General features: G+C 70.0%; 20 protein-coding genes. 9 read left to right on the top strand and 11 right to left on the bottom strand.

Annotation, left to right across the window (positions count from 1 at the left end; translation table 11 throughout):
• Positions 1-108: 108 nt before the first annotated feature.
• Positions 109-1,827 carry a hypothetical protein gene (locus OV090_RS38100; protein WP_267709688.1) on the top strand — a complete coding sequence of 573 codons (1,719 nt, stop codon included), beginning with the start codon at positions 109-111 and terminating at the stop codon, positions 1,825-1,827.
• A 60-nt stretch (positions 1,828-1,887) separates the two neighbouring features.
• Here the strand turns inward: OV090_RS38100 and OV090_RS38095 are convergent, their stop codons facing one another.
• The 4 genes from OV090_RS38095 to OV090_RS38080 all read right to left on the bottom strand — a co-directional run bounded on the left by OV090_RS38095 (position 1,888) and on the right by OV090_RS38080 (position 6,750).
• Positions 1,888-3,768 (bottom strand): serine/threonine protein kinase, encoded by a 1,881-nt coding sequence (locus tag OV090_RS38095; protein WP_267709686.1) that lies wholly within the window; start codon positions 3,766-3,768, stop codon positions 1,888-1,890.
• A gap of 13 nt (positions 3,769-3,781) precedes the next feature.
• Positions 3,782-4,594 (bottom strand): hypothetical protein, encoded by an 813-nt coding sequence (locus tag OV090_RS38090; RefSeq protein WP_267709680.1) that lies wholly within the window; start codon positions 4,592-4,594, stop codon positions 3,782-3,784.
• Between the two features lie 738 nt (positions 4,595-5,332).
• On the bottom strand, positions 5,333-5,755 hold the full coding sequence (locus OV090_RS38085; protein WP_267709679.1) for a hypothetical protein: 423 nt from the start codon (positions 5,753-5,755) through the stop codon (positions 5,333-5,335).
• Between the two features lie 467 nt (positions 5,756-6,222).
• On the bottom strand, positions 6,223-6,750 hold the full coding sequence (locus OV090_RS38080; RefSeq protein WP_267709677.1) for a hypothetical protein: 528 nt from the start codon (positions 6,748-6,750) through the stop codon (positions 6,223-6,225).
• On the opposite strand from OV090_RS38080, the gene OV090_RS38075 reads away from it, so the two are divergent.
• Positions 6,745-7,497, top strand: a complete 753-nt coding sequence (locus OV090_RS38075) for a hypothetical protein (RefSeq protein ID WP_267709675.1) — start codon at positions 6,745-6,747, stop codon at positions 7,495-7,497. The genes OV090_RS38080 and OV090_RS38075 overlap by 6 nt on opposite strands.
• Before the next feature lie 16 nt (positions 7,498-7,513).
• Here OV090_RS38075 and OV090_RS51200 read toward each other — a convergent pair whose 3' ends face one another.
• Both OV090_RS51200 and OV090_RS38065 read right to left on the bottom strand, forming a co-directional pair.
• A complete protein-coding gene (locus OV090_RS51200; protein WP_267709673.1) occupies positions 7,514-9,316 on the bottom strand; it encodes a DNA mismatch repair protein MutS in 1,803 nt (600 codons plus the stop codon).
• Positions 9,317-9,587: 271 nt separating this feature from the next.
• Positions 9,588-10,151 carry a hypothetical protein gene (locus OV090_RS38065; RefSeq protein ID WP_267709671.1) on the bottom strand — a complete coding sequence of 188 codons (564 nt, stop codon included), beginning with the start codon at positions 10,149-10,151 and terminating at the stop codon, positions 9,588-9,590.
• 77 nt (positions 10,152-10,228) lie between these two features.
• Here OV090_RS38065 and OV090_RS38060 point away from each other — a divergent pair, with 77 nt between their 5' ends.
• Together OV090_RS38060 and OV090_RS38055 are read left to right on the top strand one after the other, a co-directional pair.
• The gene (locus tag OV090_RS38060; protein ID WP_267709669.1) at positions 10,229-11,371 is read left to right on the top strand and encodes an SMP-30/gluconolactonase/LRE family protein; all 1,143 of its coding nucleotides are present in this window, start codon (positions 10,229-10,231) and stop codon (positions 11,369-11,371) included.
• Between the two features lie 181 nt (positions 11,372-11,552).
• A complete protein-coding gene (locus OV090_RS38055; RefSeq protein ID WP_267709667.1) occupies positions 11,553-12,035 on the top strand; it encodes a hypothetical protein in 483 nt (160 codons plus the stop codon).
• A gap of 107 nt (positions 12,036-12,142) precedes the next feature.
• Here the strand turns inward: OV090_RS38055 and OV090_RS38050 are convergent, their stop codons facing one another.
• The gene (locus tag OV090_RS38050; RefSeq protein ID WP_267709665.1) at positions 12,143-12,607 is read right to left on the bottom strand and encodes a hypothetical protein; all 465 of its coding nucleotides are present in this window, start codon (positions 12,605-12,607) and stop codon (positions 12,143-12,145) included.
• Positions 12,608-13,028: 421 nt separating this feature from the next.
• Here OV090_RS38050 and OV090_RS38045 point away from each other — a divergent pair, with 421 nt between their 5' ends.
• Both OV090_RS38045 and OV090_RS38040 read left to right on the top strand, forming a co-directional pair.
• The gene (locus tag OV090_RS38045) at positions 13,029-14,966 is read left to right on the top strand and encodes a hypothetical protein (RefSeq protein WP_267709663.1); all 1,938 of its coding nucleotides are present in this window, start codon (positions 13,029-13,031) and stop codon (positions 14,964-14,966) included.
• Between the two features lie 149 nt (positions 14,967-15,115).
• The gene (locus OV090_RS38040) at positions 15,116-15,574 is read left to right on the top strand and encodes a hypothetical protein (protein WP_267709661.1); all 459 of its coding nucleotides are present in this window, start codon (positions 15,116-15,118) and stop codon (positions 15,572-15,574) included.
• Between the two features lie 49 nt (positions 15,575-15,623).
• On the opposite strand, the gene OV090_RS38035 is transcribed toward OV090_RS38040, so the two are convergent.
• Together OV090_RS38035 and OV090_RS38030 are read right to left on the bottom strand one after the other, a co-directional pair.
• Positions 15,624-16,337 (bottom strand): MIP/aquaporin family protein, encoded by a 714-nt coding sequence (locus tag OV090_RS38035; protein ID WP_267709645.1) that lies wholly within the window; start codon positions 16,335-16,337, stop codon positions 15,624-15,626.
• Between the two features lie 55 nt (positions 16,338-16,392).
• Positions 16,393-17,478, bottom strand: coding sequence for a Gfo/Idh/MocA family oxidoreductase (locus OV090_RS38030; protein ID WP_267709642.1), 1,086 nt, complete (start codon positions 17,476-17,478; stop codon positions 16,393-16,395).
• A gap of 810 nt (positions 17,479-18,288) precedes the next feature.
• Between OV090_RS38030 and OV090_RS38025 the strand changes: the two genes are divergently transcribed.
• Positions 18,289-18,840, top strand: coding sequence for a hypothetical protein (locus OV090_RS38025; protein ID WP_267709640.1), 552 nt, complete (start codon positions 18,289-18,291; stop codon positions 18,838-18,840).
• Between the two features lie 51 nt (positions 18,841-18,891).
• On the opposite strand, the gene OV090_RS38020 is transcribed toward OV090_RS38025, so the two are convergent.
• Positions 18,892-19,896 (bottom strand): hypothetical protein, encoded by a 1,005-nt coding sequence (locus tag OV090_RS38020; RefSeq protein WP_267709639.1) that lies wholly within the window; start codon positions 19,894-19,896, stop codon positions 18,892-18,894.
• Between the two features lie 372 nt (positions 19,897-20,268).
• Here OV090_RS38020 and OV090_RS38015 point away from each other — a divergent pair, with 372 nt between their 5' ends.
• Both OV090_RS38015 and OV090_RS38010 read left to right on the top strand, forming a co-directional pair.
• The gene (locus OV090_RS38015) at positions 20,269-21,048 is read left to right on the top strand and encodes a hypothetical protein (protein ID WP_267709638.1); all 780 of its coding nucleotides are present in this window, start codon (positions 20,269-20,271) and stop codon (positions 21,046-21,048) included.
• A 39-nt stretch (positions 21,049-21,087) separates the two neighbouring features.
• Positions 21,088-22,776 (top strand): hypothetical protein, encoded by a 1,689-nt coding sequence (locus tag OV090_RS38010; RefSeq protein ID WP_267709636.1) that lies wholly within the window; start codon positions 21,088-21,090, stop codon positions 22,774-22,776.
• A 15-nt stretch (positions 22,777-22,791) separates the two neighbouring features.
• On the opposite strand, the gene OV090_RS38005 is transcribed toward OV090_RS38010, so the two are convergent.
• A complete protein-coding gene (locus OV090_RS38005; RefSeq protein ID WP_267709635.1) occupies positions 22,792-23,901 on the bottom strand; it encodes a hypothetical protein in 1,110 nt (369 codons plus the stop codon).
• Between the last annotated feature and the right edge of the window lie 529 nt (positions 23,902-24,430).

Below are 24,430 nucleotides of genomic sequence, written 5' to 3'. Positions count from 1 at the left end.
GGCCCCCCCCGATACCACATGACTTCCGGGACAGAGAGCGCGACAGGTCCGGTGAGGTCGTGCGAAAGCGCTTCTACGGCGATCCCTGATCGTGGTATTCACAGCGCGATGTCCATGGGTCGGGTCGCGTCGCTGGTCCCCGGTCTCTTGCTGCTCGCGTGCAACTCGCTCCCGCCGCCGCAGACGACCTTCGGCGTGCTCGGCAGCTCGACCGACGACGCGCCGGTGATGATGGGCGACGTGCACGCCAGCCTCGACTTCACCCGTCCGGGCGAGCCGGTCGGCGACCTGGTCGGCTGGAACCTCGGCCGCGGCACCGCCTACGCGCCGGAGAGCGACCCGCTGCACCCCGAGTGGCGGACGCCGCACAAGGTCGCGGCGGCGCAGGCGTTCGCGGAGGCGCGGCCGGGCCACGGGCGGGCGCCGTTGATGCGCTTCTCGGGCCTGCAGATCGACGGCGCGCGCGGCGAGGACGGCTATCACTTCTATCGCTGGGTCGAGCCCGGCCACGCGCCGGCGGCCGGCGACGAGATGGCGACCTTCGAGTACTTCGCGTTGATGCAGGACGCCGACGCGGCGCCGATCGTGACCCTGAACTTCGGGTCAGGTACCGCGGCCGAGGCGGCCGCGTACGTCACCCACCTCAACGGCACCGACGCGGACGACGTCGACGTGGCCGCGCGCCTGCACTGGGGTCAGGACCAGCCGTATCGCCAGACCCTGTTCGAGCTCGGCAGCGAGCCCTACGCCGCGTGGAACACCGGCTATTCGGCCGACGGCGATTACGCGTACGCCAACCCCGAGGCCAAGCACGGCGGCGACCCGAAGTGGTCGGGCAAGCCGAGCGCCTCGGCGGCCGACTTCGCGGCGCGCGCGCTCGAGTACGTGGCCGCGGTCAAGGCAGTCGAGCCCGAGGCCCGCTTCTGGGTCCCGCTCGCGCAGGCGTCGATGGACGGGTGGGGCGGCGTCGAGGCGGCAGTGCAGGCGCTGGCGCCGTTGCTGAAGGACCCGGCGGTCGCCGGCGCGGTGGTCCATCATTACCTCGTCGACGACGCCAAGGCGCTCGGCTGGACCGACCCCAACGATCTGTTCTTCGCGCTGGCCGGCACGGAGGTGTTCCGCCCCGGCTTCGCCCGCGCCCGCGCGGCCCTCGACGCCGTGCGCCCCGGGCTCGAGCTGGTGGTCACCGAGTACCACGTCGCCGGCACGTCCTCGCGCGGCCAGTTCGAGCGCGGTCGGGAGGCCGTGGTCGGCCTCGGCCTCGCCGGCATGCTGCTGCTGTACGCGCAGCTCGGGGTCGAAGCTGCCTGCCAGCACGCCGCCCTCGACTACGACACGATCGACAGCCCCGACCGCGACCCACTGCTCGAGCCCTGGTACAACCCGTTCCGCAAGGGCAAGAACGAGACGGTCACGCCGATGGCCAGCTACGCGGCGACCCGCTTCGTCGGCGAACACCTGCTCGAGCGCGCGGCCCCGCTCGAGTTCTCGAAGCAGATCGATCAAGACATGACCGTCGGGACAGACAAGGTGACGGTCCCGCTGGTCCACGCCGCCGCGTTCGTCGACCCCGCCGGCGAGACCGGCAGCCTGGTCGCGCTGCACCGCGACCTCGAGCGCAGCCACACGTTCACGCTGGACCTGCCCCCGGGCTGGACCGCGACCGCGGCGAGTCAGTGGGCGCCGCCGGCCGCCGATCACAACACGCTGTACTTCCCGATCGCGCCCGAGCCGGCGCAATACGTGCAGGAAGGCGAGCGCGTGCAAGTGACGCTGCCGCCGCACAGCCTGGTGGCGGTGCGGTTCGCGACCGCGGCGGGGCAGTGACGCTGCGCCGCCGGGCTGGCGCGAAGGAATTGATGCGAGGAGGGGCTCGGCGCGAATGCGTCATTTACCTTGCGCAGTGAAGACGTGCTCTCCCGTTCCTCCTTGCTGAGTCTGCGGGAAGGTATATTTCTCGACCAGCTTGACGATGCAGGCGACGGACGGCCACGAGCGCGGCTTGTTCGGTTTGACGCGGGCTTGTCCGGAGGGGTCGACGGATACGGCGACCTGGACGGTGGTCTCCGCGAGGACGTTGTGCGCCTGGAAGCAATCCTTCTGGATCTTGGCGTCCATTGCCTCGAGGTAGCGAACGATCGCGGCACTGCTGAGCGACTGCGAGAGATTGACTTCCGTCGCGGAGCCGCCGCTGCGCCGCTTTCGGGTCGAGGGACCGCTCTTGGGGCGGACCGGGTCGACCGGGGCAGGGGGAGCCGCGACTGGCTCCGAAGGGGGAGGTGGGGTCGGTTCAGCGGTCTTCAGCAGCGTCTCGGCTGGCTCCGTCGAGGTCGTCGCTACCGGCTCCGTGGACGGCGGTGGGACCGGCTCAGGAGCTTTCGGAGGCGCCTCGGCCGGCTCCGTCATGGTCGTCGTGATCGGCTGCGGGGCGCTTACACTTGTCGGTGAGGACGCGATCATGAGCGGAGGCGGGCCATCGTCCGCGAGCGCGCCGCTCCCCGCAGAATCGTCGCTCCTGCCCCATCTCATGACAGTGGTGGTCAAGGCTGCGAAGAAGGCGACGGAAGCAGCCACGGCGACGCGGCTTCGCACCGGCGACCGCGGAGGAGCCTCGGGGATCGACGCGCGCTCGGGTAGCGAGGTTCTGTCCGTTTGAACCTCGGCGACGACCGAGCTTTGCGCGGCCGCCTTGACGTCGGTGATCGGCTCGGCCGGCAACGACTTGTCACGACGCAGCGTCGACTCCTCGCTCAGGTCGTGCTCGATGGGCGGCGGCTCGACGATGTCGGGCCGCGCGCGCTCGGGGGCGACGGGCTGCAGCGTGACCCGGGTGGGTGCTGCAGCGGCGGACAGGGCCGCCTGCAGATCCGTGGTTGCGAGCGGGTCCGGTGCGACCGGTTGGATGTCGCGGCAGGCGCGAAGCGCGGCGATGAGCTCCGTCATGCTGGCAGTGCGCTCTTCGCGTTCTCGGCGTATCGCTCGCAAGATCAAGGTGTCCACTTCAGGGGGCACGACGCCGGGCGGCAGGTGTCGGCTCGGCGGTGCGGGAGGGCCGTTCCTGATCTGATACGCGACGACGATGTGATTACCGACGAAAGGGACCCGCCCTGTCAGCAATTTGTACATCATGACGCCCAGCGAATAGACATCCGCCCGGGCGTCCGGACGCGATCCCTCGATCAGCTCGGGGGCGATGTACTCCGGCGTCCCCATCAAGATGTCGCTCGCAGTGTGCGGGCCCTCGCCGTCCCCGCTGGCGTCCGCCAGGAATTTTGCGATCCCGAAATCGAGCACTTTCACGAAGTCAGGGTCGTTCGCGCCTCCGATCCGGAAGACGTTGGGCGGCTTGATGTCGCGGTGGATGATGCCGCGAGCGTGGGCGGCCGCGAGCGCGTCGGCCACCTGCTCGCTCAATCGCGCGACGCGCTGCCACGGCAGCGGTCCTTCGCGTCGAGACAGCGCGTGGAGGCTCTCGCCTTCGAGGAGCTCCATCACCATGTAAACGAGACCCTGATGGGGCGCGGCGAGATCGTGGACCTGGACGATGTGAGGGTGACGAAGGCGAGACGCGGCTCGGGCCTCCAGCAGGAAACGTCGGACCCATTCGGAGTCGTGGGCGAACTTCGGCAGGAGTACCTTGATGGCCACCTGACTCCCGAGCATCACGTGCTCGGCCCGGTACACTGCCCCCATACCGCCAGCGCCGAGGCGATCGAGGATCTTGTAGCGGCCATCGAGGACCGAGCCGATGAGGGCGGGTTCTTGCATGTTGCTCGAAGGGCTAGAAGCTCACGCGTAACGGCGCGAGCTGAACCCGGGCCGAGTTGCGAGTTTTTTGGCGGGCAGTGACCAGCAACGCCACTGCCGTGATCGCCGCGACGGACGCGATCGTGGCGCCTGCGATGGCGACTTGGTTCGCTCGCCCGCCGCCGCGGATCACGTTTTCTTGTAGCCAACTGGCGTAGCCATATTGCGTCGGCCCGTAATCGCCGCCGTCGCGTTCTTTCTTGAGGCCCACTCCCACGCCGACGAGCAGCAAGACGGCCCCGGCTCCTGCTACGCCGAGGCTGCTGTAGCCTGCGATTTGCAATGGAGATAGTCGGTGGTGGGGGACGGGTGGAGGTGACGAATCCGGCGGGACCGGGCCTTCTGGCTGTGCCTTCGCCTCCTCTGGAGTATCCGTCGCCGGAGGTGAGTCGGATGTGCGGGTTTGGATTGCTTGAGTCGAGGTTTCGGAGGGCGCAGGGGCTGGCACTGCGGGCGCCTCCGCGGGGAGATGGCAGAAGCCTTTCGAGCGCTCGAGGGCTGCGTCCACCTGCTCGATGAGATCGACCACCTCGGGCCCGGCAGGGGCTTTATGCGCGGCGGCGGCCGCTGCGTAGTCCGTGACGCGCTTTTGCGCGCCGCACAGGAGCGGAACGTCCGGCTTCACGCCGTGTACCTGGAGTGCCAGCGAGACCGACTCGAGGAGACTGTCCAGGACGTTGCTGTGGTCGAAATTGCTCGCGCGAAGGACGTCGTGGGCCTGTCCATAGGCGCGAGAGGCCCCCGCGAGGTCGCCGGACTTCCGCAAGCGGCCCGCTTCTTTGTACAAGGCGCTGGGATCGGGAGCGGAGTTAGCGACGCCTCCGGTCGCGAGCGCCAGCCCGAATAGGAGACTACAGGACCCGAGCATCTCGGCTCAGGTTGCCGGATCGCGGGGGCGGTCGCAACCGTCTCTTGGAAGTCTCGCCCGGGTCCTTTACTATCCTCGTTCATGTTCGAACGCGCGCTTCTATCGGTGCTCCTGTGCGTCGGCACGGGCGCCTGTTTTCAGAGCGATTTCGCGCTCTATGGGTCGATCTGTTATTCGCACGAGGAATGCAAGGGAGTGGTAGGTGACGGACCCGAGAACCGTCTCTGCTTTCAACCCACCCCGGGGGATGAGAGAGGGTATTGCACGATCGAGTGTGAGGCAGAAGGAGCTCTCTGCGAACCTCACGCTAAACTCGATAACCTTCAACCGACGTGTCTCACGCCTGAGGACGACCAGGTAGAGCTTTTGGGCCAGATCTGTATCACGGTCTGCGACAACGTCTTATCCTGTCCGGCTGGATGGGTCTGCGAGCCTGATCCCCGGGGAGGAGAGTTGAACCTGTGTCTGCCTGGAAACCAGGAAAATGTCATGTCGGCCGGGGTCGGCCCTGCCTTCCCAAACACGACGCCGACTTCGCTTCCTCGTCGTTCGGGAGCTGATGAATAGATTCGCGCCTTCCAGCCTCGTGCGCACGGGGCCTGTGCCGAGCCCCGGTCCGCTAGTCGAGTTCGCGGTGTCTGCGACCGGGTGATGGCATCAGAGCCGGCGGATGTGCCCCCGAATGTCGAAGGTGCCCTCGGCCACGATGTCCTTGAAGTCCAGCCGCCCGGTGACGTCGCCGAACTCCTCGGAGCCGTCGGCGATCGGGTGCTGGCAGCGGCCGTGCACCTCGACCCCGCCGGTGATCTCCGGGTCCCACTTGGACTCGAACTTGTAGGTGGTAGTGAACTGGATCGGCTCGCCCTCGAGCTCGCCGATGAAGAGCTCGCGGCCGGTCTCCAAATAGATGCCGCTGGGCGGGCCGTTATCTTTAAAAGTGTCGATCTTGGTGTACCAGCAGCCCTCCAGGTCGCCGCTGATCACGATCGGGGGATAGTCGACGAAGTCGTCGAACGGCGCGGGCGGAGGCGGGCACAGGCCCTCGGTGTCGTAGACCCCCTCGGCCTCGATCTTGGTCATCGCGGCGTTCGCAGGTGAAGGTTGGGCCAGTATCCACGCCATGATCAGGGGGAGCTGGATCGCCGACCGGGAGAGCGTTCGCCCGCGATTGCCGCGGGCGGAGTGATGCGGGTGTGTCATGGTTCCTCCTTGCTTTGCTTCTCGAGATTCGATCGCCAGGCGCTGTCGGAGCGCCGATCGATGGATGTCCCGCGAGCCCTGGGGTGGGTAGGTGATGGGAGCCACAGGTCTCCCCGGTGGAAGCCGTCGCGGAGCGGGCTATCGATTGGACCGCACCTATTTACGGCAGCGTGGGGACGCCGCGTCAGCGAGTCAGCGGGGCCGGGCTGATGTGCGTGCGAGCAAGTCGCTCGCGGGGTTCGGCGCGCGGACTCTCGGGGTGCGTGGCGCGCGGAGTCCCGCTGGCGCGGAGGACATGTTTGAAAGATCGCGTGATCCCGGCGACGTCCCGTGCGTGGCTCGCGGCGTCACTCCGGGCGAGGGGCGGGGAGGACGCGAATCGAGTGGATCGGCGAGAGGCAGGGCATCATAAAGTTCTGGGCGCCCAGCTCAGGGCGCTTGGGCGGCTCGGGCTGCAACACGCCGACGACCTCGACGCGCTCGCCTTCGAGGTCGGCGATCTGTTGTGGTGTGGGACGGGTCTCTTCGTGCCAGAGGCTCTCCAGGAGCACCGCCTGGCCGTCGGCCAGGATCACGACCGGCCAGACGTCGAGGACGGCCCCTCCGCCCTTCGCGGTGAACGTTCGGAGCGCGTAGGTGCCGACGGCGCGGCACAGCCCGCCGTCGTGAGCGGCGCGCAGCACGGCCTCGCAAGGAGGCGTGCTCGGGTCGACGGGCGGTGCGGGCTGCGAGGCGGCGACCGGCGGCGGTGATGATTCGGGGGCAGCCGAGCGCGTGCACGGGGGCTTGCAGGCAGCGAGCAAGACTGCGAACGCGAACGGGACGCAGCGGACGCGCGAGGCACGGGGGGGCGGTGCGTCGTGAGGCGGATGCACGGCCGGAAGGTAGCAACGGTCGCGGCCGGGCACACGTCGGAAACGCGGTGTATGCTCGTTTCCGTGCCGGATGGTCGTCCTGCGATTCGCTCGCCGATGCGTCTCTTCCTCCTCGGGCTCGTCGCGGTCGCCTGTCAGGCGGTCCCGTGCCCGGACAAGAACGGGAAGCCGACGCAACCCTCCGAGCCACCCCAGGAAGACCGTCCCGCCTGCACGCTCTCGCGCGAGGACGCGTCGCGCCGCGCTCACGCATGGCTGGCTGCGCTGGCGGGCACCGAGGCCCTGCCCGACGGCCTGACGGCCGACGCCGCGTGCGTCTCCCACTGCCTCGAGCCGCGAGACGACGTCGAAGACGGCGGGACCTGTGCGTCCTGGGAGTGCGGCTTTCGTTATGGCGAGGGCGGGCACCGCGACGGTTCCGTGCCGCTGCGCGTGCATGTCGTCCGCTGCGGCGAACGGAGCTTCGGATCGCTCGGGCTCGCGGGCTGCTTCGCGCGGCCGCACCGCTGTGAGCTGCGAGTCGGGCGCGAACAGGCGGCGAAGCTGGCGGCCGTTCACGGGACCTTTCGCTATTTGTATCTGGCTTGGAGCTCCGCTGCCGAAGAGTTCCAGTGGATCGCCGAGGACGACTGGCGCTCCGTCGATCCGCGCGAGCTCGTGCGGATCAGCGCCCACGACCCAGGCGACATTCGCCCGGGGCCCGCTGCGAACGCGCCGTCGGGCGGGCGCGGATCGTCGTCGGATTGAGCTGCCCGCCGGCGAATCAACCGCTCGCCGGCAGCAGGCCGATCGCTCGCATCAGCGCGATCGCGTTGCTGCGGCCGACCAGGCCGGGGCGCATGCGGTAGTCGAACACCAGGTTGCCCTCGACCACCTCGTCGGCGAAGTGGACGTTGCAGGCGCGGGGGCCGAGGTCGGCGACTGCCTCGGCCAGGGCCAGGTCGTGCGTCGTGCACAGGCCGATCGCGCCCTCCTCGATCAGCGCGCGCAGGACCGCCTCCGCGCCGATCTTGCGGTCGTGCGAGTTGGTGCCGTGGAAGATCTCGTCGAGCAGGAACAGTAGCGGCGGCGCGGCGGCGCGGGCCAGGTCGCGCAATTGCAGCAGTCGGCGCAATTCGCTGTAGAAGCGCGAGCGGGCGTTTTGGAGCGAGTCTTCGATCCGCAGGGTCGCGCCGATCTGCAGCGGGCTCAGGGTCATCGACTTCGCCGACACCGGCGCGCCCGCCAATGCGAGCACCACGTTGATCCCGAGCGTGCGCAACAGCGTGCTCTTGCCCGACATGTTCGAGCCGCTGACCATCATCACGCGCAGCGGCTCGCCGAGCTCGACCGAGTTGGCCACGCAGGCGCGGAGCAGCGGGTGGCGCAGCGCCTCGCCGGCGATCCGCGGCTCGCCGGAGACGACCGTCGGCATCGGGTCGTCGGGGCGCTCGTAGGCGTAGGTCGCCAGCGACGCCAGCGCCTCGAGCTGGCCGAGCGCGGCCAGCCAGCGGGCGATCGCGGGGCCGTGGGTCTGTCGCCAGCGCTCGACCGTCAGCGCGCCGTGCAGCTCCCACATCAGCAAGAAGGCGATCGGCGCGAACAGGCCGCTCTTGCGCGCCTCGAGCCAGTCGACCGCGCGGGCCAGGCGGGCGATCGCGGCCGAGCCGGCGACCTCGCCCGCGCGCAGCTCCGCAGTCAGCTCCGCGAGGCGCCGGCTGCCGGCGGTCGGCTCGCGTTCGACGCGGCCCAGCAATTGCGCGATGACGTCGAGGTCGCGCCGCGGGCCCTCGACCGCCGCGACGATCGCCGCGGTGCGCGGACGCAGCGCGCGCATCACCACGCCCTCGAGCACCGCGACGACCAGCAGCGGCACGAACCCGAGGTCCGCGGCGAATGCCAGCACCGCAGTGACCACGCCCGCGAGGGCGAGCGCCGAGGCGAGCAGGCGCAGCGGCACGAACCGAGCGGCGTCGAGCTGCGGCGGCGCGCTGCCCCACGCGACCAGCGCCTCGGGCGCGACCGCGGCCCGCACGTCGCCGCCGAGCAGCGCCAGATCTTCGCGCAGGTCGAGCCGCTCGCGCAGCGCCAGCACGGCCTCCTGGCGCGCCGCGACCTCGTCGACCGTGGCCGGCTGCAGCAGCCAGCGCGCCAGGGTCGCCTCGCCGCCGCGGGTGCGCGCGGCACACAGCAGCGCGAACAGCGAGGCCGGACCGAACAGGTCGAGGTCGGCGGCGTAGGGGTGATCGGCGGGCACGAACTCGCGGTGCTGCACGCCCTCGCCGCGCCACTCGTCGTCGAGGCGCCGGAGCGCCCGCCGGTAGTGCTCGACGGCCAGCTCGGCGCGAGCGCGGCGGCGATACGCGCCCTCGTGGACGACCACCAGGGCGAAGAACCCGAACAGGGGCGCGAACGAGGCCGCCAGCACGGCCGGCCGGTCGGCCAGGCCGAAGCCGAGGAGGACCAGGAAGACGACGAAGACGCCGAGCCGCCAGTCGGAGATCCGGCGAATCTGGCGGTCGACGCGATCGACCACCGCCTGGCGCGCGGCGAGCCGGCGCTGGTACTCGCTGCGCGGGTCGGACACCCGCGGGATGATGCCGCACCCGCGCCGGATTACAACGAGAACTCGCGCGCCCGCAGGCCGCGCAGCAGCCGACCGCTGTGATTCCGGGCCAGGTAAGAGAAGGGACCGCGAGCGCAACGAAGCCCGGCCGCGCCTCACCGCTCGCGCAGGAGGACGAGAAGGCGAGCAGAGCCTCGGATGCGCCTCCTCGCTCGGCGAGCAAGGACATGCTTTAAAAAACATGTCCGAACAAGAATGTCCTGAAGAACATGCCTATTCGGCCATGTTGATTCTATTCGAGATCGCACAGCCGGCGCAGCGCCGCGCGGATCTCGCCGAGGTTGTGGCCGTCGTAGCGGATCGCGTTCGGGTGCGAGAAGCCGGCGTTCCACGGCTGGGCCGGCAGGACGACCAGGCCGCGCGGGCGCCATTCCAGCCAGCGTTCGACGTAGGGCGGCCAGTCGTCGACCAGGACTTTGCCGTACACGAGGCCCTTGTCCATCGTGATCGTCACCGGCACGCCGGGGAGGTGTTGTTGGCACCACTCGAGCTTCTCGGTCCACGCGCTCGGGGTGCCGACCGGGCCCTTGGTGAGCACGTGGGTCTCGAAGCGCAGCGCCTGCAGTTCGGCGAGCACGTCGAAGCCGAGCTGCAGCCGCGGCAGCGAGCGCCACCAGCCGGGTTGGCGGCGGATCACGGTCTCGCGCGCGCGCAGCCACGGCGGGCTGTCGTCGTCGCCACCCAGCGGCGGATCGGCGGGCCCCCGAAGGGTCTCCAGGTCGCGCATGAGCGCGCCCTGGTAATCACAGAGGGTGCCGTCCATGTCGATGAGCGCGACGAGCCCGACCTTCGCCATGACGTGATGGTAGCGTGAGGGTCGCGCGATCGCCACGCGCCTGGTGCTCGTGCGGCCGGCGTGATACCCCCGGAGGCATGATGAAGCGCGCCTCATCGTGCATGTTTTCGCTCGCGCTCGCGTGCGGCGGCGGCGGCAGCGAGACCACCACCGAGACCGGCACGAGCACCGAGACCGGCACGAGCACCGAGACCGGCACGAGCAGCGAGACCGGCACGAGCAGCGAGACCGACACGACCGACACGTCGACCTCGACCGCGCCGACGACCACGAGCGACACGACGACCACCGGCACGCCGCCGACCGGCACGAGCACGGACGCGACCACCACCGACGCGACGACGACCACCGGCACGACCACCGGCGCGATCGATCCGCCGATGTCGCTGGAGGACGTCGTCGACGGCGAGCTCGAGCTGATCGCCGACGGCCACATGTTCACCGAGGGCCCGATCTGGAGCCCCGATGGTTACCTGCTCTACAGCGACATCCCGGCCAACACGATCTTCCGCTGGTCGGAGGGCGAGCAGGCCAGCGCGTTCATCAACCCGAGCGGCAACTCGAACGGCCTCGCGTTCGACCTCGAGGGCCGCTTGCTGGCAGCCGAGCACGGCGGGCGACGGATCTCCCGCCGCGTGGTCGGCGAGCCGAACGCCGAGACCCTGGCCGGCGAGTTCGAGGGCCAGAGCCTCAACAGCCCCAACGACATCGCGGTCCGCAGCGACGGCACGATCTACTTCACCGACCCGCCGTACGGGATCCAGCCCAACCAGCAGGAGCTCGACTTCCAGGGCGTGTTCCGCATCGACCCGCAGGGTCAGTTGTCGCTCATCGCCGACGACTTCGACCGCCCCAACGGCATCGCCCTGTCGCCCGACGAGAGCCTGCTCTACGTCGCCGACACCAACGCCGAGCACGTGCGCGTGTTCGACGTCCAGGCCGACGGCAACGCAGTCGGCGGCCAGGTGTTCGTCGACCTGCAGAGCGATCAGCCGGGCAACCCCGACGGCATGGCGGTCGACTCGTTCGGCGACCTGTTCGTCAGCGGGGGCGGTGGGGTCCGCGTGGTCACGCCCGCCGGCGAGCTGCTCGGGACCATCCAGGTGCCGGAGCAGGTCACCAACTGCAAGTTCGGCGACCCCGACGGCAAGGCGCTGTTCATCACCGCCCAGGCGCGGGTCTACCGGATCCGCCTCAAGGTTCAGGGCGCCGGCGCGTAGGTCAAGAGGTTGCAGATCGCGTCACGGCCGCGCGACCGCCGGATCGTCGCGGCGAGAGGGGCCGGTCCCGCGCGAATCGCCGGAAGGCCCCTGAGGCGCGCGTACGGGGCGGGTCGGTAAATCGGGCCGATTCGCGCGAGGCAGCCGCTTCCGGCGCCGCGGGTTCGGTACCATGCGCGCGATGTCGCTTGTGGAAGCCCTCAGCCAGCTGTTCCCGATCTCTTTTGAGCATCACTCGCTCGAGCTCGTCGACGAGAGCGTCGACGCCGACTCCGGCGAGGTCTACGGCGGTCGCTCGGCGACGCCCGAGGGCGGCCTGGTGGCGACGGTCCGGCTCGTCGGCTGGGACGTGCAGGGCGAGGAGCGATCGATGCGCGACATCAAGGAGCAGCGGGTCACGATCGTCGCCGCCGAGCACCTCGAAGATCCGCGCGTGCCCGCCTACCTCGAGGGCTTGGCCGCGGCGCTCAACCTGGCGTTCGCGCGGGTCGACGAGACCATCGCGGACAAGGGCCACGGCGCGCTGAGCGACCGGCTCGCAGAGGCGATGCCGTACGAGTTCTTCCCGGGCGATGTCCTCGCCCTGCGCCGCCCGCAGACCGCCGAGGATTTTAGCGATGCGCTGCTGACGAACCGCAAGCGGCTCGGCTGGCTGCTGCCGTAGAGCGGTCGCCCCCCGATCTGTCCTCGGGGTCAGGTTGACGGCCGGGCGGCGAGGTGCAGGCCTGGCTGTCCTCGGGGGCAGGTTGCAGAGCGGGCGGCTGCCGGGCATCAAGCACGAGAGCGCTTGCGCCTGTCCTTGGGGGCAGGTTCAGGCCCCGGCGGCGCGACCCGGTAGGCGTGGCCTTCCTGCGCGGGTTTGAGCGCCGCGCAGGCGCGGTCGATCGCCCCGGCGATCGCCGCGAAGTCGGCTCGTCGCGCGCGGGCGGCCTGTCGTTGCCAGCGCAGCAGCAGCAGCGCCGAGACGCAGCCGGCGACCAGCATGTAGACGCCGAGCAGCGTCGCGTGGGCGATCGAGAAGCCGACGAAAAGGTTGATGGCGACCAGCAGCCAGGCTTTCCAGCCGGCGGTCGTGCGCCTCGCGCCCGTGAAGGTGGCGACCAACTCGGAGCCGTCCTCGCGCTCCCGGACGTCGACCGCCACGCGCGGCGCCGGCTCGCGGCCCGCGCGGGTGAACACGAGGCGCGGGTCGTCGCGCAGCACCAGCCGGATGTCGTCGCCACCCGCGGCGCTCACCGCCGCGAGGACCACTTCTCGCGGCGCCGCCAGCCGGACGGTCCAGGTCGACAGGGGTACGGGGAGGTTCGGCGAGTCCAAGCGGTACGTCTGGACGACGATAGCAGACTCGACCGCTCGACGCCGGGCCTCGAACCTGTCCTTCCGGACATCCCCTGCGACTCGGGCGATGCCGCCGGCATCTCCACGGGTGCCATCGCTGAATGACGGCAGCGCCGCGGCGAATCGCGGGACGCTCTCGGCGACTTCCTGCGAGGATGTCTCTCGGGCCAGGTCGATGCGCTGCTTCGCAGTGGTCGTCTGGCCCCGCGCGTCGCGCGCGAATCGGGTTGTCCGCGGCGTCGCGCGCCTCCTCGCGGCGGCCGCGCCCGGCGGGCACCTTTGACGTCGCGGCCGGGCCCGGCGTATCGTCGCGCCGCCGATGACCGACCCCTCTGCAGCGGCCGGGAGCACGCGCTGGGCCTGGCTGCGCGGCCACGGGGGCATGTTCGTCGGCTTCGCGGCCGTCCACGCCGCCCTGGTGCTCAACTCGATCCCGCTGCGGGTGGTGTTCGGCGCCAAGCCGTTCGGCGGGCCCGACTACCAGACTCACTTCCAGCACACGCACACGCTCACGCGGGCGCTGGCCGAGGGTCGGCTGTGGGTCTACGACCCGATGATGCTGGCCGGTTATCCCGCCGGCCTGTTCTTCGACGTCGACAACAAGGCCCACTTCCTGTTCTGCACCGTGCTGCACCGGCTGGGCGTGCCGCTGGCGACCGCGTTCAACCTGTTCACTCTGGTCTCGGCGCTCGCCATGCCGATCTCGCTGTGGCTGGCGGCGCGGCTGCTCGGCGTGTCGGCCAAGGCGCAGGCGTGGAGCTTCGGGCTCGGCGTGCTCCTGTGGCACTTCGAGTCGCTGATCCGCTTCTTCTGGGGCGGCGGCATGATCTCGTTCGCCACCGTCTCGCACCTGTGCGTGCTGGTCCTGGCGCTGTTCTGGCGTCAGCTCGCTGGTTCGCCGGTGCGCGGCGGCTGGGCAGTCCTGCTGGTGCTGTTGCCGCTGGCGCTGCTGACCCACGTGTGGAGCTTCGCCGCCCTGGCAGGGCCGATGATCGGGCTCTACCTCGCGCGAGCCCGCGTCCTCAAGTTCGTCGACCACGTCCGCGTGTGGGCCCTCGCGGCCCTGACGGTAGCGATCAACGCCTACTGGCTGTGGCCCGCGCTCACGCACATGGAGCTGATGGCGCCGTCGCACAAGCTCGGCCAGGCCACGCCCGACTTCTTCTTTTACGACCTGCTCGAGGTGTTCGTCGACCCGCTCACCACCGGGTTCGTCCGCCAGCGCACTCTGGTCCGCACCGTCGCCGTGCTGGCGGCCATCGGCACTCTGGTCGCCTGGCGACGCGCGCGGGCGCCGGCCCTGCGCTACGCCGGCGGCACCCTCGTGTGGCTGTTCGGGCTCAGCTACGTCGGCGCCCTGTTGCCGCTGGTGCCGGCCACCGAGCCGTACCGGTTCGCGGCGCCGATGGCCTGCTGGGCGGCGGTGCTGGCCGGTCCGTGGCTGGCCGACAACCTGACCCGAAAGACATGGTCGCAAGTACCTGCGAGCCTGCGCGGCCTGACGATCGGCCTGCTCGTGCTGCTGGCCCCGCGGGTCTACGCCCAGCTCGCCACCTTCCTGCCCGGCGTCGACGTGTCGCCGATGGGCTTCCTCCAGAGCGCCGTGCTCGAGGAGCAGTTCTTCCCGAGCATGCGGCTGCGGCCGATCAGCGACGACTTCCAGGAGGTCGCCGCGTGGGTCGCGGCCCAGCCCGACGACGGCCGCGTCCTCGTGCATTACTGGGCCCTCGGCGAGTACCTGCGCTGGGCCACCGATCGCCCGATCCTCGGCGGATTCCCCGATCGGCGCACGATCCACGAGCAGGCCAACCTGTTCCACTGGACCGACAGCGACGAGCGCTATGGCGAGGGCCTCGAGCGCTACCTGCAGACCTTCAACGTCGCCTACGTGCTGATGTCGGTGCCGCACATCCCGGCCATCGAGCGCCGGCTCGACCTGCTGGAGCCGCGCGGGATCGTCGGCGGACGCTATCGCGCCTACCGTGTGCGCCGGCCGACGGGCTACGTCGTGGGCGGCAGCGGCGAGGTGAAGGCGGGGCTCGGCCGGCTCGCGGTCTCGGCGGCGAAGCCCGCGCCCGGGACCGAGGCGCTGGTGCTGCGATTCCACTGGCTGGCCGAGCTGCGCTGCCGGAGCGGCGTTCCGAACGTCGATTGCCGCGTCGAGCGGGAGCCTGTCGAGGGCGACGAAACCGGGTTCATCCGGGTCGTGGGCGCGCCGGCGTTGCCGGCCGAATTCGTGGTCGAACAGGGTCCCTGACGCCCCAGTGTGGACGGGGTGCCGATGCCCGCCGCCAGGGGGCGGCGGGTATCACACAGGTAGGGCGGGGGCGGTGGCGGTCCGTCCGAGTCTGGTCATCCTTGGCATAACCGAGGCCTGTCATGCGCAGTATCTCTATCTGCCCGCGGATGCGCTGGCCCGCGCTATTTGCCGACCTCTCCGTCGCCGCTATCTCCGACGCCGAGGCGAGCACTCCCTCTATTCGCACTCCCCCTATCAAGACGAAGCACGCGCTCGCTGACGCAGCCCTGGATCGCCGGGGCCGGCCTGTCGGCGGCGCGGAGGTCCGGGTCCTCGCATTCGGGGCCAGGGCCGCAGACGCGGGCCGCACCGCCGCGACGGACGGCCCCGCCGCGTTCGAGCTGGAAGACCTCGACCGGCGCTCCGTGCTCTGCGAAGACACGCGCGCCGGGTCCTACCCGTACGAGTCTCCTACTGCTTATTCGCACCCCGACGTCCTGGCCGGGCTCACGGCCGCCTGGATCGACGGGGTCCGCCTCGGCGACGATCCCGTGTTCGACACGAGCGTCGCCGACCACGGGCCGTCGCAGCAGCGCGACGGCTCGCCCATCCACGCCGCGAAGTGATGCCGCGCGCCCGCGTCGCCGCAGCCCGAGGCGACGCGGGCGCGAGGTGTCACCCCGCGATAGCGATTCCGTGCAGCAGCGCGGCCGCGGCGGCGCCGACCAGCGGTCCCGCGATCGGCACCCACGCGTAGCCCCAGTCGCTGTCGCCCTTGTGGCGCAGCGGCAGGACCGCGTGGGCCAGCCGCGGCCCGAGGTCGCGCGCGGGGTTGATCGCGTAGCCGGTCGGCCCGCCGAGCGACAGGCCGATCGCCAGCACCAGCAGGGCGACCGGCAGCGCGTCGAGGGCCCCGAGCCCGTGCGTCGGCGCGGCGATCTGCAGCACCCCGAGCACGAACACGAAGGTGGCGATCGCCTCGGTCAGGAAGTTGTGGCCGAGGTCGCGGATCGCCGGGGCGGTGCAGAACACCCCGCGCACCGTGGCCGGGTCGGCGGTCGCGTCGAACTGGCGGCGGTAAGCCAGCCACACGATCACCGCGCCGGCGAAGGCCCCGAGCAATTGAGCGCACATGTACGAAGGGACAGCTTCCCACGCGAACTTGCCGCGCAGCGCCAGCGCCAGGGTGACTGCCGGGTTGAGGTGCGCGCCGCTGGCCGACGCGGCCGCGTAGACGGCCACGAACACCGCCGCGGCCCAGCCGGCGGTGATGGCCACGAGGCCGCCGCCGTGGCCGTGCGTCTTGGCCAGCGCGACGTTGGCGACCACGCCGTCGCCCAAAACGATGAGGATCGCGGTGCCGAGGAGCTCGCCGGCGAAGGGGGTCATCGCCGCGAGGATAGACCGGGCGCGCCGGGCCGGTCCATCCTCGCGGCGACGGGCCTCACAGGCGCTGCCACAGCTTGCGCTGGCCGCTCGCAGAGGCCTCGGCGATGGTGTCGACGAGGTGGTGCAGCTTCACTGCGTCGCGGAAGCTCGGGGCGATCGACGTGCCCCGGGCGAGGTCGCGGGCGAACGCGGTGTACAGCTCCGCGACCTGGTGGGCGTCGTCCGTGAGGTCGCCGCGCGGCGACCAGGAGTAGCGCTCGGGCGTCGGCAGCGGCGCGAGCGGTTGGCCGTCGCCGCGGGCGCCCGAGAGCGCGAGGTCGGGGCCGATCACGAGGTCGCCCTCGGTGCCGGTGAGCACTGTCTGGACGATCGGGCCGTTGCGCTTGCCGCCCTCGAAGTGGGCCGAGAGCACCGCGCCGCTGCTCAGCGTGCCGCTGACGAGCACCTGGTCGGGCGCGGTGACCGGCAAGATCTCGCCGGTCTCGGCGATCCGCGTCTCCTCGAACTGGCGGGCCACCACCGCCGACAGGGTGTGGAAGTCGCCGACGACCGCGAGCACGGTGTCGAGGAAGTGGGCGCTGACGGTCGCCAGGGTGTTGACGCCGCTGGCCGCGTCGGCGGTGTAGGCGTAGCTCTGCGGGCGCGTGGCCCCGAGCTGCGGCACCGCGACGTGCAGCGTGGCCGAGCGCAGGCGGCCGAGCCAGCCCTGGGCCAGCAGGTCGCGCAGGTAACGGATGCTCGGCGCCAGCCGCCGCTGCAGGCCGATCACGGTGCGCACGCCGGCCCGCTCGGCCAGCGCGGCCAGCTCGCGCGTCTCGGCCGACGACACGCCCAGCGGCCACTCGCTGAACACGTGCTTCTTGGCTGCGAGGGCCGCGCGCACCAGCGGCGCGTGCTCCGGCGCGCGCACCGAGACGACCACGAGGTCGACGTCGGGGTGCTCGATCAGCTTGCTGGCGCGGTCGAACGCATGCGTCGCGCCGAACCGCCGCGCAGTCTCGTCGGCGCTGGCCTGCCGGGTGGTGGCCACTGCCTCGAGCTTGAACGCCGGCAGGCCGACCAGGGCCGGCAGATGAGATTGCACGGCCCAGCTCGCGTTCGGGCTGGCGCCGATGATGCCCACCCGGATCTTCCGTTTCACGTCAGAGTCGCTCATACCGCTCCCTCGCAGCCGCGCTGCTGTGATTCGTCCGTGCGCACCGTTATGTGCTCGCCGGCAGGGCGCGCCGCCGGGCGGAGGCGAGCCAGCCGAGAATGATCAGTGTCAACATAGGAGTCTCCCGCGAACCGCACCCGCGCTCGGGTGGTTCGATTGGCGTGGGTGATTGGGCACGCACGCGGTCGACACTGCGACGAGGAGCCGTCGAAGCGCCGGCGCGGTGCGACGAGGTCAGACGCCGCGACGACAGCGACGACAGCGACGACAGCGGCCGGCTCGACACGCCGAGCCCGCGCCGCGCCCGGGACGGCGCGCCTGCGCCGTCGACCCTGCACCCGCGTGGAGCTCGTGGACCTGGCCCTGCATCGAGTGAATAGAATTCCATTAAACTGGAAGTATGCAAGCAAAATGTACGGCGAGCAGCGTGCGCGTTTTTGCGCTCCGTGCCGCTGTTTCGTCCGTGCGGAAGATTTTGCGGGAGCTTTGGCCCCGGGCTCCGGGGCCCCGGGTTCATCAAAATGGAGGCGCTGTCGACCGGCCACCTCGAACATGTCCGAAGAGACATGCACGGCGACCCGGCAGCGGTAGCGATCGAACTCAGCGCCGCACGAGGCGTACGGCGTGACATGTTCAATCTACAGTGTGCGGCTCGGACCGAACGAACGCACGGCGTGAGCGACACCGGGTCGCGGCGGAGCCCGAGGCCTGGCCGTGGGCTCCGCCGCTTGCATTGCCCTGTCTTCCGCGAGACAGTGCGGGCGACGGCGTCTGAGTCGGCAAGGAGGAGAGGGCATGGAGAGCGCACCCACGATACCTGCTCGCCGCTCGTTGCTCGATCGGCCGCAGCGGCTGGGGCTCTTGCCGACGATCTGGTTTTGGAACAATTGGGACAGCCAGCGCCTGCTCCTGCCCTTCGTGTTGCTCTTTGCAGTCCCTGCCTTCCTCGTATGCGACGCGCTCAGGATGTGGGTAGGGCTTGAACCGTGGGTCTCGATCGTGCCAAATCTCGTGATCTCCTGTTTGACGATGGGATTGGTCGAGAGGCGTGTGCGCAAGGGGGCGCGGCTGCGTCGCATGCCGGACATCGCGGACGCCCCGCCACCCGTCATGCACGGCGCGCAGGTCGGCCGCGCCCTCATGCTCTCGATGGCGGTCGTTTCCGGGACCCTGACCGTGTTGCTGCTCCTGCGGGCCAGTTTCGTTGTCCTCGGGGGGGCGGCGGTCGGCGGGGGCGTGCTCATCGCTGCGACCCTGTGGCGGGGCACCTCCGGAGCGAGGCGGCTCGCATCCGGCGATGAGTCGGCAGCGCCGGGTCTCCCGGAGTCCGAGCAGGGGGAGCGGTAGGCGGTCGAGTTTCTACTCGGACACCGACGGTGCGCGTTGCTCGGCCTCTGTTCAGTCGGCGCTGTCGCCCACCGGGCTCATCGCCGCGCCGGTCGGAGCGATGACGAGAGCGTCGAGCACGAATGCGTCGCCCACCTGCTCGCGGCCGATGCGGGCGCTCCTTCCGTCGCCTGCCAGGCGATATTGGCCTTCGCGCAATGCAAGCTCCGCCACGCGGAGCTCGCACGCCCCGCCCCGGAGGAGCTCGACGGCCCAGGGCATGCCCGCCACGCCCGGGGCCGGTAGGATACGCAGCGTGCGGCCATCGACGATCGGCAGATCGACGGGCTCGCCCCGCTGAAGCCGCGCGGCGGCCCGCTCGATGCGCCGCGGATAGCCGTGCTCCACGAGGGCGAAGTACACACCGGCGCGATGGGCGGGAGCTCGGCCCTCCATTGGATCGCGGAAATGCCAGACGCTTTTCATCGTCGCGCGGAGCTCGAGGCTCGCGCGGTCGCGGAGGAACAGGACCATCTCGACGTTCGTCGGGGTCGCGGGCTTCGGATGGCCGGCTCGGCGCGTGTAGATGTTCGTGCCATATTCGAAGAAGAGATAATCGTCGTCTTCGTAGCGTACCACCACCTTCGAGAGACTGCTGCCGTCGACGACGCCGACGTCGAGCCCGTCGCTCCCCACCACCGCGCTGAAGCCTTGACGCTTCGGTCGGAACAGGAACGTGAACAGGAGCGTCAGCCCGGCGATGAGGCCGATCACCGCGGGGAGCGAGTCCATGCGGCGCTGGACGAGCAGCACGAGCGAACCGACGAGGCCTCCGAACACGAGCCCGATCGCGAGCGCCGGCTTGAAGGCCTTCATCCAGTGCTGCAGGGGGGAGGCCCGGCGGCCGAGCGTCGATACGTTGTAGCCGCCGTGATCGACCTCCGAGAAGGCGAACAGCGGAGCGCCGATCGCCGGTGAAACGGGGCCCACGAGCGCCAGGATCGAGCTCGCCGGCTTCTTCGTCGCATCTGGAAGGGTCGACAACGGGACGAGCGAGAGGGCGCTGTCGGAGCTCATGGCGCTGCATGCTAACCCAAGCCACCGCCGATCGCTCGTCGTGACGTGGATGACTCGGACGCGGGTCTCCCCAGGCGCACGGTACCCGACGACCTCGACCCGCCGGGCTCCGACGCCGGTCCTGGCGATACGGCGCGAGTCGTGGACAGGCTCCGCTCGAAGAGTGCAGATCGCCGGGGAGGCTCCGCAACTGCGCGCAATACCGTAGAGCCGAGGCCCGCCTGTGCGGAGGCGAGGCTGGCATGGTCGATCGTGGTGGTTGGTGATACAAGGATGGGCATGCACGCCCGAGCCGCATGCCTCTCGCTCCTGCTGTCGAGCCCGGCCCTCGCGGCTCCGTCGGGGCGCCCCACGGACCAGGACCTCGAGCGTATGCTGGCGACGATCGAGGCCGCTCACCCCGATCACGCGCCCGAGGACAAAGTCCGGCCCGTGGAAGATCTCGTGAAGGTGGCGGAGGAAGCGGGCCAGGCGCTGGAGTACGCGCCGAGGCCGGTGTTGCAGCGGCTCATGAACTACGTGCATACGGCGCGGACCGTGGCCTACGAGCGGACGGGCGATCGCTGGCACGCATGCGCGCTGCTCGAAGACGCGGAGCTGCTCCTGTCGTCCCGCAAAGACGCCCCCGATCTCGCGATCAAAGAGGCGTACCAGGTGCGGATCGAGGCCAAACGGATTTGTGTGCCGTCCGGCCCGACTGCGATGGGGAGCGCTTCGACTCCGCCCGCAGGGTCGGAGCCGGCCGCACAGGAGCCAGGTTCGCGACGAGCACCGGGGGGCGACCTCCGTCGAAGACCGCGTATGTCCAAAGACGCCGCGGTGTTGTTCGGCGGGGCTGGAGTCATGACGGCGTTCACCGTCGGCGCCGCAGTGTTCGCGGCATTCAACAAGGGCCTGCTGCGCGACCATGTGCGAGCGATTCAGGGTCAGGGCTATCGCCTGCCCGAAGACGACGCGCTCCTCGATCTGAGCCACAGCAACCACAAGCTGGGCGTCGGGCTGGCGATCGGCGGCGGGGTCCTCGCGGCGGCGCTGTTCAGCGTGGGCGCGTGGTGGGTCAGGAGTGAGAGGGCAGAGAAGCCGAAGCGTGTGAGCCTGTCACCATTCGCTGGTGGGCGGCAGGCAGGGCTTTCGTTGTCGGGCCGCTTCTAGCGCGATATGGCGAGGGGCGATTTCGTGCTACGGTGGATCATGCGCTCCTGGCTCGCTCCTGCCCTGGCCGTCACCCTGGCCCCGCTCGCCGGCTGCAACGAGGCGGACGCGCTCTACGCGGCCGGCAAGGCGGTCCCGCCCTGGGAGTCGACGTCGACCGGGACGACCGGGACGGGGGACGCGGGCGAGCAGACGAGCGAGGCCACGGGGACGAGCGGCGGCGAGGGCACGAGCGACGCGAGCTCGGAGGGTCCAGCGGCGACGTCGTTCGGGCCCACGTCCATCGGCACCGACTCGATGGGCGATGCGCCGGTCGAGCCGCCCTCGATCGAGGGGTTGATCGTCCCCGTCAAAGTCACGACCGCGGGGCCGATGCAGGTCTCGCTCCACGCGAAGCATGCACTCTCGGCGGAGGTCACGCTCGACGGCAAGGCGACGTTCTTTCTCGAGAACGAGGGGGACGCCGACCAGGACGGTACGGACCTGTTCTCCGGTGTGATCCCGATCTACGGGAGCGCGGACAACGGGCCGCACAGCCTCGTGGCGACCGTGCGACGCGGTGGTCTCAAGGACGAGCTCGGTCGGAAATTCGACGTGGCGACCCCGCCCGCAGGCGCGCTCGCGTGGGAGAAATTCGGCGGCGCGGGCACCCAGGATGCGCGGCTGGCCGTGACTTCCGAGGGTTTTGTCTACGAAGGCGGGGCGCTGACGATCAACGGGGTCGCGCACCCCGCGATCCGCCTGCGCGACCCGATCACGGGGAACGACGTGTGGCCGGAGGGGACCCGTGTGATCGATGCCCGCGAGGGATCGATCGCCGACATCGCCGTGACGCAGGACGGCGAGGTGTGGGTCGCAATGAACGTCAAGGACGGCAACGTCTGGACGGCGAGGATGGCGCTGTTCACGGCGGAGATGGCGCCGAAGGACGCGCAGCTCGAGAAGCCAGGGGCGACGATCCAGGCGATCGACACGACCAGCGCGGGGGGGTGCTTCGGCGCCGGGTTCTTCACGACGATCTACGGGGACGCCGACATGCTGGTGTGGCACGTGACGGCCGAGGGGATGCCGATCCTGTCGGGCTATCCGTGGGACTATGTTCCGGGTGACGGACTGGAAAAGTTCAGCGATCTGGCATTCGACGTCGTGGTCGACAGGCTCACCGACGAGGCCTGGATCGTCGGCGGGTCGCGTGGCAAGCACAACCTCAACGAGCCAGCTTCGGAGATTCGAGCGGTCATCCTTCACGTGGACATCGACACGTTCGAACACCTCAGCCCGGTCCTCGTCCGGCCGCCCAATGGAGATATCAAGCAGAGCACGTTCCATGGCGCGTGGCTCGAGCCCGAGGGGCTGCTGGTCACCGGCTATCAGTGCGACATGATGTGCCTGGGGCAGAGCGTCATCGCCACGCGATACAACTTTGCAAGCATCCCCCAGTGGGGGTTCGAGACCCTGCCGAATGGGATTTCCGCCGGCAACGCCATCGCCAGCACCACGCACGGGACGGTCCTCATCGCGGCGACGATGAAGGAGGGTGGCACGACGCACGGCTTCCTGTTCGGACGGGAAGGCACGGAGCAGGCGTTCGCCCCGGTGGTCTTTCCGGGAGCGGGGTCGTCGAGTGCGACCTCCGTGGTCGTGGGGCCCTACGATTGGCCGTTCGGCGGCGGCAACGTCACGATGGGCGGCGTGCCCCAGGGCTACGTCCTGCGCCTGCATCCGTAGCGCGGGCGGTTCGCGTCACTGCGGGATGAAGGCGCTGCAGGTCTCCTTGACCAGCGCCGCCGCATCGGCGAACGTGGGGGCGAAGGTGTCTCCGCACACGTCGCCGATGGCGCGGTGGGGGAACAGCTCGGCGAAGATCCGCAGAGGGTTGATCTTCGGGTTGCCGTCGTCGTACGCGCAGTCCGCCTTGGGCGGATCTTCGGGCAGGGGGTTGATGATCGCGGCCATCACCATGGCGTCGAGGTCGCCCCCCTTCGCGGCGAGCACCTTCTCGAACCAGTAGGCCGGAGTCTTGATGGACTTTTCATCGGCCGAGTCCATCACCATGACGATCACGAGGAGCGCGTCGGGGCGCAAGAACCCCTCGTTACAGCCGCCCTCTCCGTTGATCTCCGGCGCGACGGTGGCCGCGATCGCCCGCATCATCGGCGTGTCGGCCCCGAAGAGGCCCACGCTGGCGATGCACTTGAACTGCTCGTTGAGGTCGGGCTCTTCCTCGACGACGATGTAGCGCCGGCCTCCTGGGAGCTCGCACGGGTAGTTGGTCGCGTGCGGGCCGGCGTTGAACAGGACCCCCGCGCCCATCACGGTCTCGCAGAGCGAGACCAGCCCCTGTGAGCCGCACATGTACTCTTCCGCGTCCGGACCACAATTGGGGTAGTACTCGGGACAGCGATTACTTTCGCAGGCGCTGCCGCTCCAAAATCCATCCACGTTGGGGACGATGATGTGCGCGTCGAAGTCCGCGAAGTCCTCCCGAACCGTCTTCATGAAGCCGTCGAAGCTCGCCAGCAGGGCCGCTTCCTCCTGCTCCATGGTGAAGAGGTCGGAGATCGCGAACACGAAGTCGATCTTGCCCTTGCAGCCGATGGGTTGGTGGGTCCCGAAGTCAGGCGTGGTGCCCATGTCCGGGGCCGACGCCTGGGTCGTGCTCGATTCGCCGGCAGAGCCGCTCGCATTGGTAGAGGTGGTCGAGCTCGTCGAGGTGGTCGAGCTCGTCGAACTGCTCGGGTCGGTGGACGCGGCGGGCCCGGTCGGACCCTCTCCCGGGTCGGTCGAGAAGCCCGGCTGCGCCGGGCCGTTTTGGCAGGCGGCGAGGAGCAGGAGCGAAGCGAGCGCGCGCACGGCTCTCAGCTTAACCGGCGTCGCCGGGGCCTGTCGAGCCCGCGGCGGCTCGCGGGCTCCGAGCCCACGTTCTTCGAAAAAGTTGTGTCTTGTCGGGGCGCGGCTTGGGGCCAGCCGCTCGCCGGGCGACCGGTCGAGACAGGACATGGAGGGCCGTGCACCACACCATCATCGTCGCGTTTCTCTCCCTCGCACGCGCCCCGGCTGGAGAGGCCGCGGAGAGCGCCGCTCCTGCGAGGCCCGCCTCTGTGCTTGCCTCACGGAGCAGCAGACCGGGCCTGCAGCCGGGAGCCTGCAGCGGCGAAGGCTGCCCGGCACGGCTGGCGTGTCGGGCGATCATGCTCGACCGACGCTGTCGTCCCCGAATCGTGTGTCGTCGAGCTTTGAGTCGTCTCGTCCCCGACGGTATGTTTCGGAGCAGGCCGCCAGGAGTATCGAGGCTGCCGCTGCTGGTACAGCCGCTCCGAAGTCCTCTTCGCGTTCCATCTGGATTCACCGGGTGACACTTTGCGAACCTCGCGGTGTTGGA

The organism is Nannocystis sp. RBIL2 (assembly GCF_026626745.1).
Classification (GTDB): domain Bacteria; phylum Myxococcota_A; class Polyangia; order Nannocystales; family Nannocystaceae; genus Nannocystis.
The sequence above is the reverse complement of the archived record's forward strand: the minus strand, read 5'-3'. Positions and strand labels throughout refer to the sequence as shown.

Coding starts and splice junctions, on each gene's coding strand:
- OV090_RS38100 (WP_267709688.1), top strand. CDS start 109: ATGTCCATGGGTCGGGTCGCGTCGCTGGTCCCCGGTCTCTTGCTGCTC.
- OV090_RS38095 (WP_267709686.1), bottom strand. CDS start 3,768: ATGCAAGAACCCGCCCTCATCGGCTCGGTCCTCGATGGCCGCTACAAG.
- OV090_RS38085 (WP_267709679.1), bottom strand. CDS start 5,755: ATGACCAAGATCGAGGCCGAGGGGGTCTACGACACCGAGGGCCTGTGC.
- OV090_RS38075 (WP_267709675.1), top strand. CDS start 6,745: ATGCACGGCCGGAAGGTAGCAACGGTCGCGGCCGGGCACACGTCGGAA.
- OV090_RS38065 (WP_267709671.1), bottom strand. CDS start 10,151: ATGGCGAAGGTCGGGCTCGTCGCGCTCATCGACATGGACGGCACCCTC.
- OV090_RS38060 (WP_267709669.1), top strand. CDS start 10,229: ATGATGAAGCGCGCCTCATCGTGCATGTTTTCGCTCGCGCTCGCGTGC.
- OV090_RS38055 (WP_267709667.1), top strand. CDS start 11,553: ATGTCGCTTGTGGAAGCCCTCAGCCAGCTGTTCCCGATCTCTTTTGAG.
- OV090_RS38045 (WP_267709663.1), top strand. CDS start 13,029: ATGACCGACCCCTCTGCAGCGGCCGGGAGCACGCGCTGGGCCTGGCTG.
- OV090_RS38040 (WP_267709661.1), top strand. CDS start 15,116: ATGCGCTGGCCCGCGCTATTTGCCGACCTCTCCGTCGCCGCTATCTCC.
- OV090_RS38035 (WP_267709645.1), bottom strand. CDS start 16,337: ATGACCCCCTTCGCCGGCGAGCTCCTCGGCACCGCGATCCTCATCGTT.
- OV090_RS38025 (WP_267709640.1), top strand. CDS start 18,289: ATGGAGAGCGCACCCACGATACCTGCTCGCCGCTCGTTGCTCGATCGG.
- OV090_RS38020 (WP_267709639.1), bottom strand. CDS start 19,896: ATGAGCTCCGACAGCGCCCTCTCGCTCGTCCCGTTGTCGACCCTTCCA.
- OV090_RS38015 (WP_267709638.1), top strand. CDS start 20,269: ATGCTGGCGACGATCGAGGCCGCTCACCCCGATCACGCGCCCGAGGAC.
- OV090_RS38010 (WP_267709636.1), top strand. CDS start 21,088: ATGCGCTCCTGGCTCGCTCCTGCCCTGGCCGTCACCCTGGCCCCGCTC.